Source organism: Neorhizobium sp. CSC1952 (genome assembly GCF_030378245.1).
GTDB classification, from domain to species: domain Bacteria; phylum Pseudomonadota; class Alphaproteobacteria; order Rhizobiales; family Rhizobiaceae; genus Neorhizobium; species Neorhizobium oryzae_A.
Genome location: NZ_CP128416.1, coordinates 3,237,212 through 3,254,731, shown reverse-complemented (window position 1 = coordinate 3,254,731; position 17,520 = coordinate 3,237,212). Strand labels below are relative to the sequence as shown.

Genomic DNA, 17,520 nt, shown 5'->3' with positions numbered 1-17,520 from the left:
CCGAGAGCCCCTCTGGCCGTTTGCCGGTTCTCTCCAACCAGGGGCTGGTCGACATGTCGGAACTGGATACCGTCACCGAATTCCGCACATTTCCGAAGACATGGGGGGCCGAATATGTCGCGGCCGGCGAAGTGCGCTTCCGGCTTTGGGCGCCCGGCCAGGAAACGATGATGCTGCGCCTGAACGGCGAAGACACCGAGATGACCCGCACCGACAACGGCTGGTTCGAGCTGCTGGCGACGGGCATCTCCCCCGGCGCGGAATACAACTATGTCCTTTCCGACGGCAAGGTCGTGCCGGACCCAGCCTCGCGCGGCCAGAAGGACGACGTCAACGGTCCCTCGCTCGTCATCGACCCCACGAACTACGCCTGGCGGCATCCGGAATGGAAAGGCCGGCCCTGGGAAGAGGCGGTCGTCTACGAACTCCATATCGGCACCTTCACCAAGGAAGGGACGTTCCGCGCCGCGATCGGAAAGCTCCCCTATCTCGCCGAACTCGGCATCACCATGATCGAGGTCATGCCGGTCGCCCATTTCGGCGGCAAGCGCGGCTGGGGTTACGACGGCGTGCTGCTCTATGCGCCGCATGCCGCCTACGGTCCGCCGGAGGATTTCAAGGCGTTTATCGATGCCGCCCACGGCCACGGGCTGATGGTGGTGCTCGACATCGTGCTCAACCATTTCGGACCGGAGGGAAACTATCTGCCGCTGCTCGCGCCAACCTTCTTCCATCCGGAAAAGACGACGCCCTGGGGTGCGGCGATCGCCTACGAGACGGATGCCGTGCGGCGCTACATCGTCGAAAACCCGCTCTACTGGCTGGAGGAATTCCACCTCGACGGGCTGCGCTTCGATGCGATCGACGTGATCGAGGACAAATCCGAAAAGCACGTGCTGATCGAGATCGCCGAGCGCATCCGCGCCGAGATCACCGATCGGCCGATCCATCTGACGACCGAGGACAACCGCAACGTCATCTTCCTGCATCCTCGCGACGGGAACGGCAATGCGCCGCTCTTCACCGGCGAATGGAACGACGATTTCCATAACGCGGCCCACGTCCTCGCCACCGGCGAGACGCATGCCTATTACGAGGATTTCGCGAAGGAACCTGAAAAACTGGTGGCGCGCGTGCTGGCGGAGGGCTTCGCCTATCAGGGTGAGGCGAGGCCCGGTACAGGAAAAAAACGCGGTGTCGAAAGCACCGGCCAGCCGCCGACCGCCTTCGTCGATTTCATCCAGAACCATGACCAGGTCGGCAATCGCGCCCAGGGCGAGCGGCTGATCTCGCTTGCGGGACCGCATAAGGTGAAGACGCTGCTCACCGCCCTTCTGCTCTCGCCGCACATTCCGCTCCTCTTCATGGGCGAGGAATACGGCGAGACCAATCCCTTCCTCTTCTTCACCGACTTCCACGGCGATCTCGCGAAAGCGGTGCGCGACGGCCGGCGGAAGGAATTCGAAGGCCATGCCGGCCACGAGGCCGACGCCGTGCCCGATCCGAATGCGAAGAAGACCTTCGAAACCTCGAAACTCGATTGGAAGAAGCCTGCCTCGACGGAAGGCGGGGACTGGCTGGACTTCACGAGGGCGCTCCTCAAGCTGCGGCGGGAGATCGTCGTTCCCATGCTCGGCTCGGCGACCGGCCGTTCCGGCAAGGTGGTGAAGACGGACAAGGGTTTCCTTGCCGTCTCCTGGAGCTTCCCCAAGGGAAAGCTCTCCATGGCGATCAACGTCGGCGACAAGAGACAAGCCCTTCCGGATATGCCGGGTAAAGGCGTCTTCGCCTATCCCCTCAAGGATCATCCTGAAAACGTCGAGGAGCTGCCGCCCAATTCCGCCCTGGTTTGCTTCGAGGCCGCGGGAGCCGCCCCATGAAGGTTCCGACCGCCACCTACCGCATCCAGTTCCGCAACGGCATGACCTTCGACCGCGCAGCGGCGCTCGTGCCCTATCTGAAACGGCTCGGCATCAGCCATCTCTATGCCTCGCCGGTTTTCACCGCCACCTCCGGATCGACCCACGGCTACGACGTCACCGACGCCAACGAGATCGATCCCGCGATCGGCGGCCGCGACGGCTTCGAGCGGATGGTGAAGGCGCTGAAGATGGAAGGCCTCGGCCTCATCCTCGACATCGTGCCGAACCATATGGCCGCTTCGCTTGAAAATCCCTGGTGGCGCGACGTGATCGAGAACGGCGGGAAGAGCCGCTACGCTCGCCATTTCGACATCGACTGGACCCGCCGCCTGACGCTGCCCTTCCTCGGCGACACCTTCGAAAAGGTGCTGGAAGCCGGCGAGATCGCGATAAGACCCGATCCGGAGACCGGCAAGCCGTCGCTTGCCTATTATGACGCGTTCTATCCCCTGACGCCGCCGAGCTATGCCGGCCGCGAGGCCGAGGTGCTGAGGATCGCCGACAAGGCCGCGATCGCCGCGCTGCACGACCGGCAGCCCTATCGGCTGATGTCCTGGCGGGATGCGCCGCGCGAACTCAGCTACCGCCGCTTCTTCGAGATCACCGGGCTCGTCGGCGTCCGGGTCGAGGACGGCACGGTCTTCGACGACACCCACCGCCTCATCCTCGAACTCGTCCACAGCGGCAACGTGGACGGGTTGCGCGTCGACCACGTCGACGGACTTGCGGACCCCAAGGCCTATCTCGAAAGGCTGCGGCACGAGACGGGGCCCGGCTGCTACATCACGGTGGAAAAGATCCTCGGCGAAGGCGAGCACATTCCCCGCGACTGGCCGGTTTCCGGCACGACCGGCTACGAATTCATCGCGGCGCTCGGCAATGTCTTGGTGGATGGAGAAAAACTCGATACGCTGCGCGATGCCTATCACCGGGTCGCCGGCCGGCCGGTCGACATGGAAGCGGAGCTCCGTGCGGCGAAATTGCTGATGGCGGACAACAACTTCGCGGGCGAGGTTGAATCGCTTCTGAAGCTCGCCATCGAAATCAGCAAGGCGGAGGACCGCGAGTCCACGCTTTCCGAAACCGCGATGAAATCCGCCCTGCGCGAACTGCTCACCGCCTTCCCCGTCTACCGCACCTACGGCACCCGCGCGGGCCTGCCGCCGGAAGGCCGGGCGATGCTGGACACGGTTCTGGCCAAGGTCCGCGGCGGCCCGGATGCGCCGGACGCGCATGCCCTCACCTTCCTCGAACGCATCCTGATCGGCGATGTCGAACAGGCGGCGGCCGGCCAGGCTTCCGTCTTCCGCACCCGCTTCCAGCAACTGACTGGCCCGCTGATGGCGAAGTCGGTGGAGGACACGCTCTTCTTCCGCCACCATATGCTGCTGGCCCTGAACGAGGTTGGCGCCGAGCCCCTGCCCCATCCGTTCTCGCCCGGCCGTTTCCACGCGGAAATGCAGGCGCGGCTGGAGAGCCAGCCGGATGCGCTTTCGGCCACTTCCACGCACGACACCAAGCGCGGCGAGGATGCCCGCGCCCGGCTTTACGCCTTGAGCGAGGCGCCGCAACTCTGGGCAGACGCCTTCTCCCGCTGGCGTAAGACGAACCGCGCCGCCGTGCGGATGCTCGGCGATGGCCCGGCCTCCGAACCGGAGGTCGTCCCAGAACCGGAGGTAGAGTGGATGCTCTACCAGGCGCTGGCCGGCGTCTGGCCCGCCGACCTGCACCTGGAAGACGCAGCCGGCCTCAAAGCCCTGGAAGAGCGCTTTGCCGCCTATGCGCAAAAGGCGCTGCGCGAGGCGAAACTCCGCACCAACTGGGGCGATGCGAACGAAGCCTATGAAGAGGCCGTCATCGGCTACGCCCGGCAGCTTCTCGCGCCGAACAACCGGGCATTCCTGGCGGATTTCACCGAAACGATCCGGCCATTCATCCGCGCCGGCCTGGTCAACAGCCTCACCCAGACGATCGTCAAGCTCGCCGCCCCCGGCGTGCCGGACATCTATCAGGGCAGCGAGGGCATCGATCTCAGCCTCGTCGATCCCGACAACCGGCGGGAGCCGGACTTCGGGACGCTGCAGAAGCGCCTGGCGGAAGAGGGAAAGCTGACCTCGGGAGAGACGGAATGGCAAAGCGGAAGGCTGAAGCAGCAGGTGATCGCCGCCCTTCTCCACCTTCGGCAGGAAGCGCCGACCCTGTTCCGCAAGGGCGAGTATCTGCCGCTTGAAGCCATCGGCAAGCGCAAGGACAATATCGTCGCCTTCGCCCGCGCCGAGGCTGACGACGCGCTGATCGTGATCGCCCCCCGCCTGGTCCTGGAGGCCTTCCATGCCGGTCTTTTCCCGGCCGGTACCGAATGGTGGGGAGAAACCGAAATCACCCTGCCGCCGAAACTCGCCAACCGCCGCTATCGCGACATCCGCGGCGGCGGAACCGTCGACCCGCAGGAACGGATCGCGGTCGCCCCCCTTTTCGGCGAATACCCCTTCGCCCTGCTTTTGGCGGAATAGGTCTTCCGCGTTTCGCGAAGGAAAAGGCGTCGCCCCTGCCGGAACGGCGCCCTGATTCTCTTGCTGAAGTTTAACTGCGGGAAAATTCTACAATGGAATCAGGCAAATCCGACGAGATTCAAGACGGCGATGATGATCACGACGGCGCCGACCAACCAGATGATGCTGTTCATGACGTTCTCCTTTTTCTGTTGTAAAACGAACGGTGTCGCGCCGAAAAGGTTCCGGCGGGACGCGCCTGGAACAAACGCCGGGGCCGCGTGTTGAACGAGCATCGCGCGGAGATCCGCTCTCCGCCAGTACGTGGGGACGAGATGGCCGGCGAGACCTTTCCGAACGGGACCGTGAACGAAGCAGGACACTCGCGGGTGGTGATCGTCGGCGCCGGCTTTGCCGGCCTCGCCGCCGCCCGGGAACTCGGCAACACGGAGATCGACGTCACCGTCATCGACCGGCGCAACCACAATCTCTTCCAGCCGCTGCTCTATCAGGTCGCCACCGCCGCGCTTTCGCCCGCCGATGTTTCGGAGCCGATCCGCCGCACGCTGGGCCGGTATCGCAACATCAAGGTCATGCTCGCGGAAGTCACTGGTATCGATGCGGCCGCAAAGGACGTGAAGCTCGATTACGGCTCCTCGGTGCCTTACGACCGGCTCGTCATCGCGACCGGCTCGGAATACAACTATTTCGGCCATGAGGACTGGCGCGCCTGGGCGCCGGGTCTCAAGACCATCCATGAGGCGCGGCTCATCCGCCAGCGCCTGCTGCTCGCCTTCGAAAAGGCGGAGCTTTCTCAGGATCCGGAAGAGAAGAAGGCGCTGCTTACCAGCGTCATCATCGGCGGCGGCCCGACCGGCGTCGAGATGGCGGGCGCCATTTCCGAGCTCGGCCGTTTCATGATCACCCGCGATTTCCGCAAGCTGGAGCCCGACAACATGCGGGTGATCCTCATCGAGGCCGGCCCGAAGATTCTCGCGGCCTTTCCGGACAATCTGGTGCAATACGCCATGAAGGTGCTGGAGAAGGAAGGCGTCGAGGTGAGGACGAACCTGCCGGTCGCATCCGTGACCAAGGACGAGGTGATCGCCGGCTCGGAGCGTATCCGCACCGGCTGCATCATCTGGGGCGCGGGCGTGAAGGCGTCTCCGGCCGCCCGGTGGCTCGGCGTCGAAGGCAAGGCCGGCGGCCGCATCCCGGTCGAACCCGATCTTTCCGTCACCGGCCTCCCCGACATCTTCGCCATCGGCGACACCGCGCTCGGCCTCGAGGACGGCAAGCCGCTGCCGGCGCTCGCCCAGGTCGCCAAGCAGCAGGGCGAATATGTCGGCAAGGCGCTCAGGCTGCGCCTGCTGGAAGACAAGCCGAGCGGCCCCTTCCGCTTCCATAACCGCGGCAACACGGCCGTGATCGGCCGCAATACGGCGATCTTCGATTTCGGCCGCTGGACGTTGAAGGGCCGGTTCGCCTGGTTCCTCTGGGCGCTCGTCCACGTCTATCTGCTGGTCAATTTCGAGAAGCGCCTGCTCGTCAGCATCCAGTGGATCTGGCGTTATCTGACCCGCCAGCGCGGCGCCCGGCTGATCGACGAGAACGCCGCCTCCTTCGTCCCCTCTTCCACGCAAAGGACAGAGACATGAACACCGCGAACCCGCAGCTCGAAGGTCTTTATCTCGCCATCGCGGCGATCAACCGGCTCATGGTCGAGAAGGGTCTCCTCTCGCATGCGGAAATCCAGGATGTCCTGCAGACCGTGGAACGCGACGTGCTGACCGACGACAAGCAGCTCAACGTTTCCAGCTCCCACCAGAAGGCGGTCGCCTTTCCGATCCGCCTGCTTCTGCTGGCGAACGAGGCGGACGAACAGGGCACGAAATTCTGTTTCGACGACCTGGCCCGGGAGATCGGCCGCCGGACATAGGAACCCGGAAAGACAGGAAGCCGCCCTGCCGGAAAGCGGCTTCGTGATGACGAATATCCGCAAGCCGGAAACATGAGCGGCGGCATGAGCGCATGCCGCCGCTTGTGGCTTGGGAGGAGAGTGGCTTTCAGAGGATCGGCTTGCCGCCTGTCACCGCGATCGTCGTGCCGGAAACGTAGCTCGACAGCGGATCGGCGAGCATGACGTAGGTCGTCGCCAGTTCCGCCGGCTGGCCCGGCCGTTTCATCGGCACCTGCTTGCCGAATTCCTTCACCCGGTCTTCCGGCATGGTGGAGGGAATGAGCGGTGTCCAGATCGGCCCCGGCGCGACGGCATTGGCGCGGATGCCCTTCTCGGCCAGAAGCTGCGCCAGCCCGGCCGTGAAATTCTGGATCGCGCCCTTGGTGGTCGCATAGGCGAGCAGGGTCGGGCTCGGTGCATCGGCGTTGATCGACGCGGTGTTGATGATGGCGCTGCCCGGCTTCATATGCGGGACGGCGGCCTTGGTGAGATAGAACATCGAATGGATGTTGACCCTGAAGGTCAGCTCCCATTCCTCGTCGCTGATATCCTCGATCGAGGCGAAAGTCGCCTGGTGCGCCGCGTTGTTGACGAGGATGTCGATGCCGCCGAGCTCCTTCACCGCCCTGTCGACGATCGACCGGCAATGGGCCGCCGTCTGGATGTCGCCGGGCACGAGCACCGCCTTGCGGCCCGCCTCTTCCACCAGCCGCCTGGTGTCCTCGGCATCCTCGTCCTCGTCGAGATAGGAGATCAGAAGATCGGCGCCCTCGCGGGCATAGGCGATCGCCACCGCCCGGCCGATGCCGCTGTCGCCGCCGGTGATCACCGCTCTCTTGCCGGTGAGCCGGCCCGAACCGCGATAGGATTGCTCGCCGTGATCCGGCACGGGTTTCATCTGTCCCGTAAAACCCGGCATCGGCTGCTGCTGTTCGGGAAAGGGCGGGGTCGGATACTGGGCCATGGGCGCCTCCTTGCTTTCGGGTGGACTTGCTCTCGGGTGGAAAATCGCCTTCTCCAACTGTCCGCAACCGCGGATGTTCCCGGCTGAAATCGAGGGTGCGGCCGAAAACGGAAAGGCGCCGGGAAAGCGCCTTCGGGACCCCGCATCCTCCAATCCGCCGATCAGGCTCCGGGGGTCATCGCCCCGTCGCCCTGCCGCAGCCGCTTCAACTGGTTGACGATCCTCAGCGAGCAGGCGGCCCGCGCGGCGGAGAAATCCGAGCTCTTCGACAATATCCGCAGCATATCCTCCGCTTCGTCGGCGGAGATGGTGCCGCGGGCGGCGAGCCCGTCGATCAGCAGAAGCATGGCTCCTTCGACGGCCAGCGATCGCCGGCGCACTTCCATTTCGATTTCATCCGAGTCGGGCATCTGAAGCTCCTTCAACCGTCCCTTGTCGAATGGTTTGGGAAAGAAATTGTTCCTGACCTTTCGATGCGGCTTATCGGAAGCTTCAGCGCCTTCGCAGGCTCAGCCGCCGCTCTGGCGATCGCCGGCCGGCGGGTTTGCAGGCCCCTTGTCGAGCCTGCCCTGCTCGGCCTTGTAGAAATACTGGCTGTTGACCAGCCAGCCTTTCAGCGGCCGGAGCGGCAGCACGCAGGTGACGATCAGCACCGGCAGCGAGATCAGCAAATGCACCCAGAACGGCGGCTGGAACATCACCTCGATCCAGACCGCGAGCGCCACGCTCGGCACGCAGGCGAAGCAGATGACGAAGAAGGCCGGACCGTCCGCCGGATCGGCGAAGGAATAGTCGAGGCCGCAGACTTCGCAATCGGGCCTGAGCGTCAGGAAGCCCTTGAAGAGATGCCCCTGGCCGCAGCGCGGGCAGCGCCCGCGGATACCCGTGCTGTAGGGAGAGAGTGGCGCCCAGTCCGCTTCATATGCCATGACGTCTGCCTTTCGTGACAGGATACGATTGATGGGTCGGCGATACCGCCCAACAGGTGCATGCGGCAAGGGGTTCCCTTGACGCGCGTCAAACTGCCTCGCCTGCAACCGCTACAGCATCGGCCCGAAAATCGGAATCGATTTTCGGTAAGCACGATGCGTAGATTCAATAAGTTAGAGCGTCCTTTGTGCGTCCGTTCGGACGCACGGCGCTCTATAGTGTACAATCGCGACTCCTTCCGCGGAACTGACGCCGGTCACTCGTCGCAGAACGGCGAACGGCAGACCCGCCGGTCGACCAGCTTCAGGCTGCGGTCGGGCTGGATGATGTAGGTCTCATCGACACGCTGGCCCAGCTGATTGCGGAACTGGTGCGGCACGACGCTGCCGACCGGAGCCCGGGTGAGCCGGGTGCGCGGCTGGCCGCCATAGGTGATGCTGCCCGGAATGGGTTCAAGCCCCGGCCCGGTGTTGAAACTGCCCGTGTAGACGTTGCAGCCCGCGAGCATGATGGCGAGCCCGGTCATGGCGATGATGGTTTTCATGAAAATGATCCCTCCCATTGTCCGCAAGGCGGTCAGGTCGCTCAACTCGGCTTGTGGGCCAGAGGTTCCGCGGACCTGCGTCGCGCCGATAAATCTTCTATCCATCGCGAAAATATCCGTTACACCTGTAGGCCGCCAGTAGAGGAAATGAGGAGAATGCCTGCCGTGACGAAACCCTTTGGAGCGATGTCGATTGCCGAACTTTCCGCGCTGATCCAGACGGGGTCGGCCGATCCGGTGGACGTGACCGAAGCGGTGCTTGCGGGCATCAAGGCTTCTCCGGACAAGGCAATCTTCGTCACCCTCCTCGAGGATCGTGCGCTCGCCGAAGCGAAAGCCTCGTCGAAACGCCTGAAGGAAGGGCGCTCGCTCGGGGCTCTCGACGGCATTCCGATCGCCTGGAAGGACCTCTTCGATATCGAGGGCCTGCCGACCACGGCCGGCTCGAAGGTGCTGAAGACGGCCCCGCCGGCCACGAAGGATGCTGCCGTGGTCGACCTCCTCAAGCAGGCGGGCATGATCGCCGTCGGCCGCACCAATATGAGCGAATTCGCCTTTTCCGGCATCGGCATCAACCCGCATTACGGCACGCCTCACAATCCGAGGGCCAAGGATGCGCCGCGCATTCCGGGCGGCTCCTCCTCCGGCTCGGGCGTCGCGGTGGCCGCGGGCCTCGTCCCCGTCGCCATGGGCACCGACACCGGCGGCTCGATCCGCATCCCGTCCGCGCTGAACGGTATCGTCGGCTACAAGGCGACCCGCGGCCGCTATGCGATGGGCGGCGTCTATCCGCTGGCGACCAGCCTCGATTCGCTGGGCCCCCTCTGCCGCAGCGTTCAGGACGCGGTCTGGATCGATGCCGCGATGCGTGGTCTTGCCGTGCCGCAGACCGCCCGCAAGCCGGTCGAACCGCTCGACGTCGTGATCCCGACCAACATCGTCTTCGACGGCGCCGAGCCCGGCGTCGTTGCCGCCTTCGAAGCGGCGGTCGGACGCCTCGAAAAGGCGGGCTGCAGGGTAAGCCGCATCGCTTTCCCCTCCTTCGACGAACTGCCGCAGCTGATGGCGAAATACGGACCGCTGGTGACGGCGGAAGCCTTCGCGCTGCATCGCGAGCGTCTGGCGGGACCGGCGGCGGCCGAGATCGATCACCGTGTGGTCGCCCGCACAAGGCTCGGCAAAAGGACCGGCATAGCGGACTACATCGCCATCCTGGAAGCTCGCGCCCGGATGATCGCCGAGACGGAAGCGCTGATCGGCGACCGCTTCGTCGCCATCCCCTCGGTCGCGCATGTCGCCCCGAAGATCGAGCCGCTTCTTGCCGACGACGACGCCTTCTTCGCCATGAACGGCAAGACGCTGCGCAATACCGGCTTCGGCAATTTCCTCGACTGGTGCGGCGTGTCGATCCCCTGCGGCACCGGCGACGCGGACATGCCGGCCGGCTTCCTGCTCTCGGCCAATGCCGGGCGCGACGAGCCGCTGCTGCAGGCGGCGATGGCCTATGAGGAAACTATAAGAGGATGAAGAATGGTAGCGGGAGAATGCACTGGTCACGACAGCCAACAGGACGAGCAAGACGAGATCATTCGATCGTCCTAGGTAAGGAGATGCGCCCTGCCTGCGAAGATCGGCTCCATGTCGCGCGGCCTTGCAGTTAATTGCCGGCACCGTAAGAAAGCGAATTTCGCCGTTCCCCGGCTAGTGCTGATTCTCTTAATTCTTGAATTCCACAAGGCGCAGATATGAAGTTCGACGCTTACAAGCTTCCCTCCGTCGTCAATGACTACGATGTTTGTATCATTGGAAGCGGCCCCGCTGGTCTTACTGTTGCGCTCGAGCTGATGCATTCCGGCCAGCGAATTTGCGTACTGGAGTCAGGCGGACTGAATCCAGGCGAGCGAGAGAACGCCGACCTAAAGGATGTTGAAAGCCGAGGCATTGTCATTCGCGCTGATTCCCGAGAGCGAGGTCTGGGAGGAACATCGGAGACATGGTCCGGTTTCATGGCTCCACTGGATCTCGTGGACTTCGAGGCCCGCCCTGGCCTACACGAGGGCTGGCCCATCTCACCCCCTGAAATTGCATCCCACATAGATCGAAAGGGGCATCGGTTTAGCATTCCGCCCTCTGACCAGTTCGAATTTGGGGACGAAAGCCTCCCTCTCGCGAGCCTCCAAGGGCTGCACAGCAAGACGTTCCAGGTCCAGTTAAAGCCCCTACGATTCCGCAAAGCGTATGAGCACGCTTTCCTGTCTCCTCACCTGGACCTCATTTACGGAGCAACCGCTACCAAGTTGCTTAAGGCCGAGTCCGACGGAGCCGTGACAGTTGAAGGCGTCGAAGTTCTCGATCGCGCTGGGAACAAGCACACGGTAGGTGCCAAGATATTCGTGCTTGCCGCGTCTGCCATAGAGTCGGTGCGCATTGCTTTGCATTCGGAGATTAAAGATCCCCACGACCAGATTGGTCGAAACTTTATGAATCATCCGAAGGGCAACGTGGCAAAGATTTTCTTTTCTGCCCCCATTAGCCGGGATCACCCTCTATTCCTGACGAGGGGCAAGAAATTCGGCCGATACATTGGTCTACGTCTGCCCGATGAGAATCAAAGGAAGCAAGGACATCTCAACGCCTACCTTCGTTTGGAGCCTGCCTACGACTTTCCCGATCGGCCGCACGCGGACAGACTTTCATCGGCGTTCAGACGCCTAAAGCGAGAGAGGGGTGAAGCGGGTACCGGCAAGCGCATCCAACTCGCATGGAACGTCGTCGTGGAATTGCGGGGACTACCGGGCGTAATCTCCAAAGCCGTGCACCGGGCCAAGGCAAAGAAACAGAAATTCGTTACCAGCGCAGTTGTGCGATGCTTCACTGAAATGGAGCCTCTTCCGGAGAACCGGATCACACTTTCGGAAAAGAAAGATCGATTTGGCGTTCCAGTTCCCACAGTCGCGCACGCAAATTCGGTGCTATCGGTAGCGACCGTTGAGGCCCTGTTGTCCACACTGAAGGAGAGCCTCGCGACCACTGGCTTGGGGCGAGTGGAGAAGCTCCCCGGAGAGTTGGGGACGCTGCTGGCAAACGACGCAAGCCATCACCTCGGCGGCTTGAGAATGGGTTCTGATCCGAAAACGTCCGTGGTCGATCAGAACCTCAAGTTTCACAACGTAGAAAACTTGTACGCTGCGGGCGGCGCCGTTTTCCCCACCGGCGGCAGTGCAAATCCCACGATGACGGTGATTGCGCTTTCGATCAGGCTTGCCGAGAAACTCCGGCAGCTTTCCCCATCCAAGCGCCCCGCCGTCCAAGCTCCCCGAGAGGAAAGTGCGGGATTTTTGATCGTTGGGGCCGGGAGGCGGGTCCGCGAAGACGTCGTTCCTACCATCGAAAACCTGCGGGGTTCACACGTCGCCGGGATCTACTCGACGTCGAAGCATGCGCTTTACGGGCTGAACGACGTTTACGAGGTAGCCCCTCTCTCAGAGCTGAACGAGGACGCTATCTCGGGGCAAAAATACCTCTACGTGGCGGTTCCACCAAGCCAGCTCAAGCAGGTTCTTGAACTCCTGACGCGTTTCGACTGCGCGAATAAGGTCCTGATCGTAGATACGCCGGCTATCCTTGAAACCGATCTTAAGGCTTTGTACAGCAAGTTCGCAAAGGTCGTCGTGGCGGAAGATTGTGCCTATCTGCCGTGGATCCCCTTGTTGAAGAACAGCTATGCGCCGGTCGAGCGTATTGAATTCAATCGGTCCGGTTTCGCCTACCACGCCGTTGCGCTTGGCAGAGCTATTGCTGCCAATGGCGGAGCAAGGCCGCTCATAAAAAGCTCCAGGACACGCAGAGACCGCACTACGGTGGACTTCTCCAACGGAACCTCTATGGCCATCGTCGGCCCGCGCGACTATCGGAAGGGGACCATGCGCTTCGTCGCAGCGGACGACACGGTCGTAGCCTCTCATCCATTCCACGACACTGAGGTCGTTATCCAGCCGGTTGTCGAGAACGGCAGATGTATTGCTTTCCGACAGGGTCCGAACAGCGTCTCACTGAGCGACGAGGAAGTTATTCTCGCAGGTTCATTTTCTTCTGAGGACTCGATCGTCTCCCGCATGCTCGACATCAAACGTGTAGGTCTGCATCGCCTCCTCTCGGAACTGCTTGATGGTGACGATGCCTACACCCTCTCCGAAGGGGTAAGTGATGCGAAAGCGGCTAAGATACATTGAGATCCGAAGCCGCATGCTTGAGATCGGGAGAAGGTTATCGTCCATAGCCGGACCAGAGTTGTCGGCTGTAGAAATGGTAGCGGGAGGCAGAATTGAACTGCCGACCTTGGGGTTATGAATCCCACGCTCTCACCAACTGAGCTATCCCGCCACAAGGATGCGAAACTGTCCGGAAGAGCCCGGTCCGCTTCGGTCGTGCGGCTTATAAGACCCGCGTCACCAAAGTGTCAAGCTCGCTTTTGGCAAATCCGGCGGCAATTTTCGCGGCTGCCGGAAGTGTCCGGTTCAGGCCGCGACCGGCGCGGAAAGCAGCGCCTTCAGAGAGGCTTCCGCATCCGCGGCACGTTCCGAACGTTCGATGAAACCGCCGCCATAGACGCGCGCATCCGGGCCTTCGGCCGAATAGAGCACGCAGGCCTGGCCGGGCGCCACGCCCGCCTCGCCGATCGCCAGGTCGACATAGACGCCGCTTTCGTCGCAATGCACGGTCGCAGGCGTCGGCGGACGGGTGGAGCGCACCTTGGCGAAGCAGGCGAAACCGTCCTTCGCATCGGCTTGAAGCGAACCGTCGCCGATCCAGTTGACGTCGCGCAGATAGACGCGGTGCGTGTCGAGCGCTTCCTTCGGCCCGACGATCACGCGGCGCGAACGGGCGTCGAGATAGATCACGTAGAGCGGCTCGCCGGTCGCGACGCCCAGGCCCTTCCGCTGGCCGATCGTGTAATGCACGATGCCCTCGTGGCGGCCGAGCACGCGGCCGTCCATATGCACGATGTCGCCGGCCAGCGCCGCATTCGGCTTAAGCTTGTTGATGATGTCCGTATACCGGCCCTGCGGCACGAAACAGATGTCCTGGCTGTCGGCCTTCTTGGCGACGACGAGGCCCATGTCCTCGGCAAGCGCCCTCACCTCCGCCTTCGACATGCCGCCGAGCGGGAAGCGCAGGTAATCGATCTGCTCCTGCGTGGTCGCGAACAGGAACCAGCTCTGGTCGCGGTCGCTGTCGACGGGGCGGAAGAGCGCGCGGCGGTTCGGGTTGTCGGGCGAAGGGTTCGGCCGCGAGCGGATGTAATGGCCGGTCGCCAAGGCGTCGGCGCCGAGCTCCTTCGCCGTCGCCAGAAGATCGGCGAACTTGACCGTCTGGTTGCAGGCCACGCAGGGGACCGGCGTTTCGCCCATGGCATAGGCTTCTGCGAAAGGATTGATCACCGTTTCGCGGAACCGCTTCTCGTAGTCGAGCACGTAATGCGGGATGCCGAGCGTTTCGGAAACACGCCGCGCATCGTCGATATCCTGGCCGGCGCAGCAGGAGCCGGCGCGGTGCACGGCCGCGCCATGATCGTAGAGCTGCAGGGTGATGCCGAGAACGTCGTAGCCCTGGCGTTTGAGCAGGCCGGCGACGACGGAGGAATCCACTCCCCCCGACATGGCAACGACAACGCGTGTGTCTTCCGGCCTCTTGTCAAAATCCAGCGTGTTCAAGGGTAACTCTCTCGGTGTCTCGGGCCGCCGGTGCAATTAATTGCACAAAGGCGAGTATCGGCGCCAGGCGCGGGATCGGCCGCTGTCCAGGCAATTCTTGCCGCATATAGAAAGGATTTGAGGCCGGTGCAAGGCGGACGGATATTTCAGCGGCTTCGGCATGTTTGTCTCTCGCGCTCGGTATCGGACGTCGTTTCGCGAAAGGCGATGGATAGACACACTACGCCCTTATCCTCGGGTCAAGCCCGGGGGTGACGAGCAGGCATACTCCGCCCTTGGCGATCTCGGTATTTCTTGTTTCGGCCGGGACACGTCGTGTGCCTCGTATTGAATTTTTATATGTGACACGCGACGTGTCCCGTTCGGTCAGTTTTTCCGCGCAACTCCGGTCCCTCTGCGGCGGTATGGTCTTACGTCCTTGCGGATGCCAACCGGGTTGTGTGCGACACACGCACGCCCCGCCTTGAGGCGAGAGGGGGACCATTTTCTGCGCAGCCCCTGATGGCCCGCCTGCATCAACGGCAGACCGCCAGGGCACCGGTCCCGTCTCGCCGGCGATGCTTGAACCGGTGTAGCCGAAACGGAACGGGGAGAAGGATGGCATGGGTTTGGAGGGCGGGGATGAACGGAGGGGATTTTTTCTGGCGTTTTTTTCAAGGCTTTGATTTGGCTTGTGGTACCCCCTCTGCCCTACCGGACATCTCCCCCACAAGGGGGGAGATCACAAGCGGCACGGTCTTCCCGCCAAAGCGATGATGTGCCGAGTAGCGACGTTTGTTGTTTGGGGAAGCCGGTGCACCCATCCGATCTCCCCCCTTGTGGGGGAGATGCCCGGCAGGGCAGAGGGGGGTGGCGGTCCACATCCCGTCTCACATCCCGGCCCACCGCGCCTCTATCGGAACGGCATCGACGCAAGCCCGACCGCCGCGCCCGCTGAGGCGCCGCCGGAATCGCGGGGCATCAGGAAAAAGAGCGGCCGCAAATTTTTCATGTTTGGCGCTCTTGATGGCGGCCGGGTGATCGTGGAGCCACCGATGGGTGCAAATCCGACGGAATTCGATCTCATGCGCTTCGTGGATGCGCAGGCGCCCGTCTACGACCGGGTCATCGCCGAACTGCGCGACGGCCGGAAGCGCTCGCACTGGATGTGGTACATCTTCCCGCAGGCGGCCGGGCTCGGCTTCTCGATCATGTCGCAGCGTTTCGCGATCGGCTCGAGGGCGGAGGCCGCCGCCTATCTCGATCATCCGCTGCTTGGCGGCCGGCTCGTCGAATGCACCGAGGCGATGCTTTCCCACAAGAACCTCTCGGCCCATACGATCCTCGGGTCTCCGGACGACATGAAATTCAAAAGCTCGATGACGCTGTTCGAGATGATCAGCGAAAAGGGCTCGCCTTTCGAGCGAGCCCTTGAACAGTTCTATCATGGCGAGCGCGACGGGAAGACCGTCGCGCTGCTGGGAAGTTAGGCGGCCGCCTGGATCGCCGAGAGCTTCCAGTCGTTGGCGGGCTTGCGGACGAAGGTCCACACTTCCACCGTCTCGGTGGCGGCGTTCGGATCGCCCTCGGCCACGGCGCCGGTCTCGCGGTCGCGCATGTAGTCGACGCTCGAATAGCGCATCGCCACCGTCGCATAGTCCTGGCCGTTTTCGCGCCAGGCTTCCGCCAGGTCGCCCTGCAGGAGCTTCACGTCGCTCACCTCGTTCTTGAGGCCGTTGGTGGCGTTCTCGCCCAGTTCCTCGGCGAGGTAGGACATGGCTTCCGGCGTCGTGAGGCTGCGGAGCTTCGCATAATCCTCGGCCGCATAGGCGGACTGAACGTTCGTCAGCAGCTTCTCGAACTGGTCGAGGTCGCGGTTGGTGATGCCGATCTCGTCGGTTTCCGGCCCGGCCTGACGCGGCGCCGCCGCGTACCCGCCGCCCGAGCCGCCACCGAAGCCTCCCCCCAAACCGCCCCCCAAACCGCCTTGGGCACCCGAACCGATCTTCGGGATCTGGAAGCCGGACTGGTTCTGGCGCGGGGCCTCATAGGCGTTGCGCTGCTGGCCGTAGCCGCCTGCCGGACCGGCGGGCTGCTGACGGCGCGCGAACAGGCGGAAGGCAAGCATGGCAAGACCCGCGATCAGCGCGATCTGCAGAAGCATGCCGAGGAAGCCGGCCATGCCGCCGAAGCCCGTGCCCATCATCATGCCGATCAGGCCGCCGAGGGCGAGACCGCCGAGAAGGCCGCCGGCCATGCCGCCGAAGAGGCCGGGACGCCGCTGCTGGGCCGCGGCCTGCTGGCCGAGGCCGCCTTGCGGGCTGGCGGCGTTCTGCTGGGTGTTCGGGGTCATCGAACGGTTGATGCCGGTTGCCGGTCCGGGCGCGGTATTGGTCGTCGGCGGAGCGGAATAGGTGCGCGTGCCGCGGCTGCCGAAACCGCCGCCGGCGCGACGGGCTTCCGCGAAATCAACGGCGGCCAAGGAAACCGCCATCCCGATCGCAGCGACCGCGAACAGCTGCTTGAAACGCCGAAGGTTGGATAACATCTCTTTCTCCTCATAAACCGCTCAATGCGGTGTTCCCGGTTTATATAGCGACGGGCGGTCCGCCGTTTTAGAGGCGCCACCGATTTTTCCCGCCGAAGTAGATAACGAACTTTGAAACGGGAGCCAAGTTCCGAAAATACAACCTATGAGAAAGAAGACGGCGCGAATGGTCGCAGCCGGCAGGAAAGGAAAAAGCCCGGCGCGCGAGGCACCGGGCTCAGACTGCTGACAACGGTCGAAAATCTCTGATCGTCATGCTCGGGCTTGTCCCGAGCATCTGCAAACCATCGACGTTTATAGATCCTCGGCACAAGGCCGAGGATGACGCCGAGCAAGACGCGAGGTTTGTCGTCAAGCTGAGCCCGGCGCGCGAGGCACCGGGCTTTTTCGTTGGGCTCCTTGGGAGGAGGTTTCAATGGAGAGCAGCTCCATTGAGGTCGCATGCGACGCTGCCCCTCATCCGCCTG

14 protein-coding genes and 1 tRNA gene are annotated in these 17,520 nt (G+C 63.2%); 7 read left to right on the top strand and 8 right to left on the bottom strand.

Annotated elements, in window-relative coordinates; genetic code table 11:
• The first annotated feature begins 53 nt into the window (after positions 1-53).
• Positions 54-1,880: a malto-oligosyltrehalose trehalohydrolase gene (gene treZ / locus QTA58_RS15800; protein WP_289669569.1), complete on the top strand. Its 1,827-nt coding sequence runs from the start codon at positions 54-56 to the stop codon at positions 1,878-1,880.
• Positions 1,877-4,435, top strand: coding sequence for a malto-oligosyltrehalose synthase (treY, locus tag QTA58_RS15795; protein ID WP_289669568.1), 2,559 nt, complete (start codon positions 1,877-1,879; stop codon positions 4,433-4,435). The genes treZ and treY overlap by 4 nt, the downstream gene beginning before the upstream one ends.
• A gap of 98 nt (positions 4,436-4,533) precedes the next feature.
• Here treY and QTA58_RS15790 read toward each other — a convergent pair whose 3' ends face one another.
• Positions 4,534-4,710, bottom strand: a complete 177-nt coding sequence (locus tag QTA58_RS15790; protein ID WP_289669567.1) for a hypothetical protein — start codon at positions 4,708-4,710, stop codon at positions 4,534-4,536.
• Between the two features lie 39 nt (positions 4,711-4,749).
• Between QTA58_RS15790 and QTA58_RS15785 the strand changes: the two genes are divergently transcribed.
• Together QTA58_RS15785 and QTA58_RS15780 are read left to right on the top strand one after the other, a co-directional pair.
• Positions 4,750-6,072 (top strand): NAD(P)/FAD-dependent oxidoreductase, encoded by a 1,323-nt coding sequence (locus QTA58_RS15785; RefSeq protein WP_289669566.1) that lies wholly within the window; start codon positions 4,750-4,752, stop codon positions 6,070-6,072.
• Positions 6,069-6,353: a hypothetical protein gene (locus tag QTA58_RS15780; RefSeq protein ID WP_085420088.1), complete on the top strand. Its 285-nt coding sequence runs from the start codon at positions 6,069-6,071 to the stop codon at positions 6,351-6,353. The genes QTA58_RS15785 and QTA58_RS15780 overlap by 4 nt, the downstream gene beginning before the upstream one ends.
• A 127-nt stretch (positions 6,354-6,480) precedes the next feature.
• Here the strand turns inward: QTA58_RS15780 and QTA58_RS15775 are convergent, their stop codons facing one another.
• From QTA58_RS15775 to QTA58_RS15760, 4 genes are all read right to left on the bottom strand, one after another.
• On the bottom strand, positions 6,481-7,338 hold the full coding sequence (locus QTA58_RS15775) for an SDR family oxidoreductase (protein WP_085420089.1): 858 nt from the start codon (positions 7,336-7,338) through the stop codon (positions 6,481-6,483).
• A 161-nt stretch (positions 7,339-7,499) separates the two neighbouring features.
• Positions 7,500-7,748 (bottom strand): hypothetical protein, encoded by a 249-nt coding sequence (locus QTA58_RS15770; protein ID WP_289669565.1) that lies wholly within the window; start codon positions 7,746-7,748, stop codon positions 7,500-7,502.
• 99 nt (positions 7,749-7,847) lie between these two features.
• The gene (locus QTA58_RS15765) at positions 7,848-8,267 is read right to left on the bottom strand and encodes a DUF983 domain-containing protein (RefSeq protein ID WP_289669564.1); all 420 of its coding nucleotides are present in this window, start codon (positions 8,265-8,267) and stop codon (positions 7,848-7,850) included.
• Between the two features lie 257 nt (positions 8,268-8,524).
• A complete protein-coding gene (locus tag QTA58_RS15760; protein ID WP_234810925.1) occupies positions 8,525-8,776 on the bottom strand; it encodes a hypothetical protein in 252 nt (83 codons plus the stop codon).
• A gap of 201 nt (positions 8,777-8,977) precedes the next feature.
• Between QTA58_RS15760 and QTA58_RS15755 the strand changes: the two genes are divergently transcribed.
• Positions 8,978-10,339 (top strand): amidase, encoded by a 1,362-nt coding sequence (locus QTA58_RS15755; RefSeq protein WP_289669563.1) that lies wholly within the window; start codon positions 8,978-8,980, stop codon positions 10,337-10,339.
• 218 nt (positions 10,340-10,557) lie between these two features.
• On the top strand, positions 10,558-13,044 hold the full coding sequence (locus QTA58_RS15750) for a GMC family oxidoreductase (RefSeq protein ID WP_289669562.1): 2,487 nt from the start codon (positions 10,558-10,560) through the stop codon (positions 13,042-13,044).
• Between the two features lie 74 nt (positions 13,045-13,118).
• Here QTA58_RS15750 and QTA58_RS15745 read toward each other — a convergent pair.
• A tRNA-Met gene (locus QTA58_RS15745) sits at positions 13,119-13,195 on the bottom strand.
• A gap of 134 nt (positions 13,196-13,329) precedes the next feature.
• Positions 13,330-14,526: a tRNA 2-thiouridine(34) synthase MnmA gene (mnmA, locus tag QTA58_RS15740; RefSeq protein WP_289669561.1), complete on the bottom strand. Its 1,197-nt coding sequence runs from the start codon at positions 14,524-14,526 to the stop codon at positions 13,330-13,332.
• A gap of 1,034 nt (positions 14,527-15,560) precedes the next feature.
• Here mnmA and QTA58_RS15735 point away from each other — a divergent pair.
• Complete coding sequence (locus QTA58_RS15735) at positions 15,561-15,995, top strand: DUF1810 domain-containing protein (RefSeq protein ID WP_289673182.1); 435 nt, start codon at positions 15,561-15,563, stop codon at positions 15,993-15,995.
• On the opposite strand, the gene QTA58_RS15730 is transcribed toward QTA58_RS15735, so the two are convergent.
• On the bottom strand, positions 15,992-17,053 hold the full coding sequence (locus QTA58_RS15730) for a Tim44 domain-containing protein (protein WP_085420095.1): 1,062 nt from the start codon (positions 17,051-17,053) through the stop codon (positions 15,992-15,994). The genes QTA58_RS15735 and QTA58_RS15730 overlap by 4 nt on opposite strands.
• Positions 17,054-17,520: the final 467 nt, after the last annotated feature.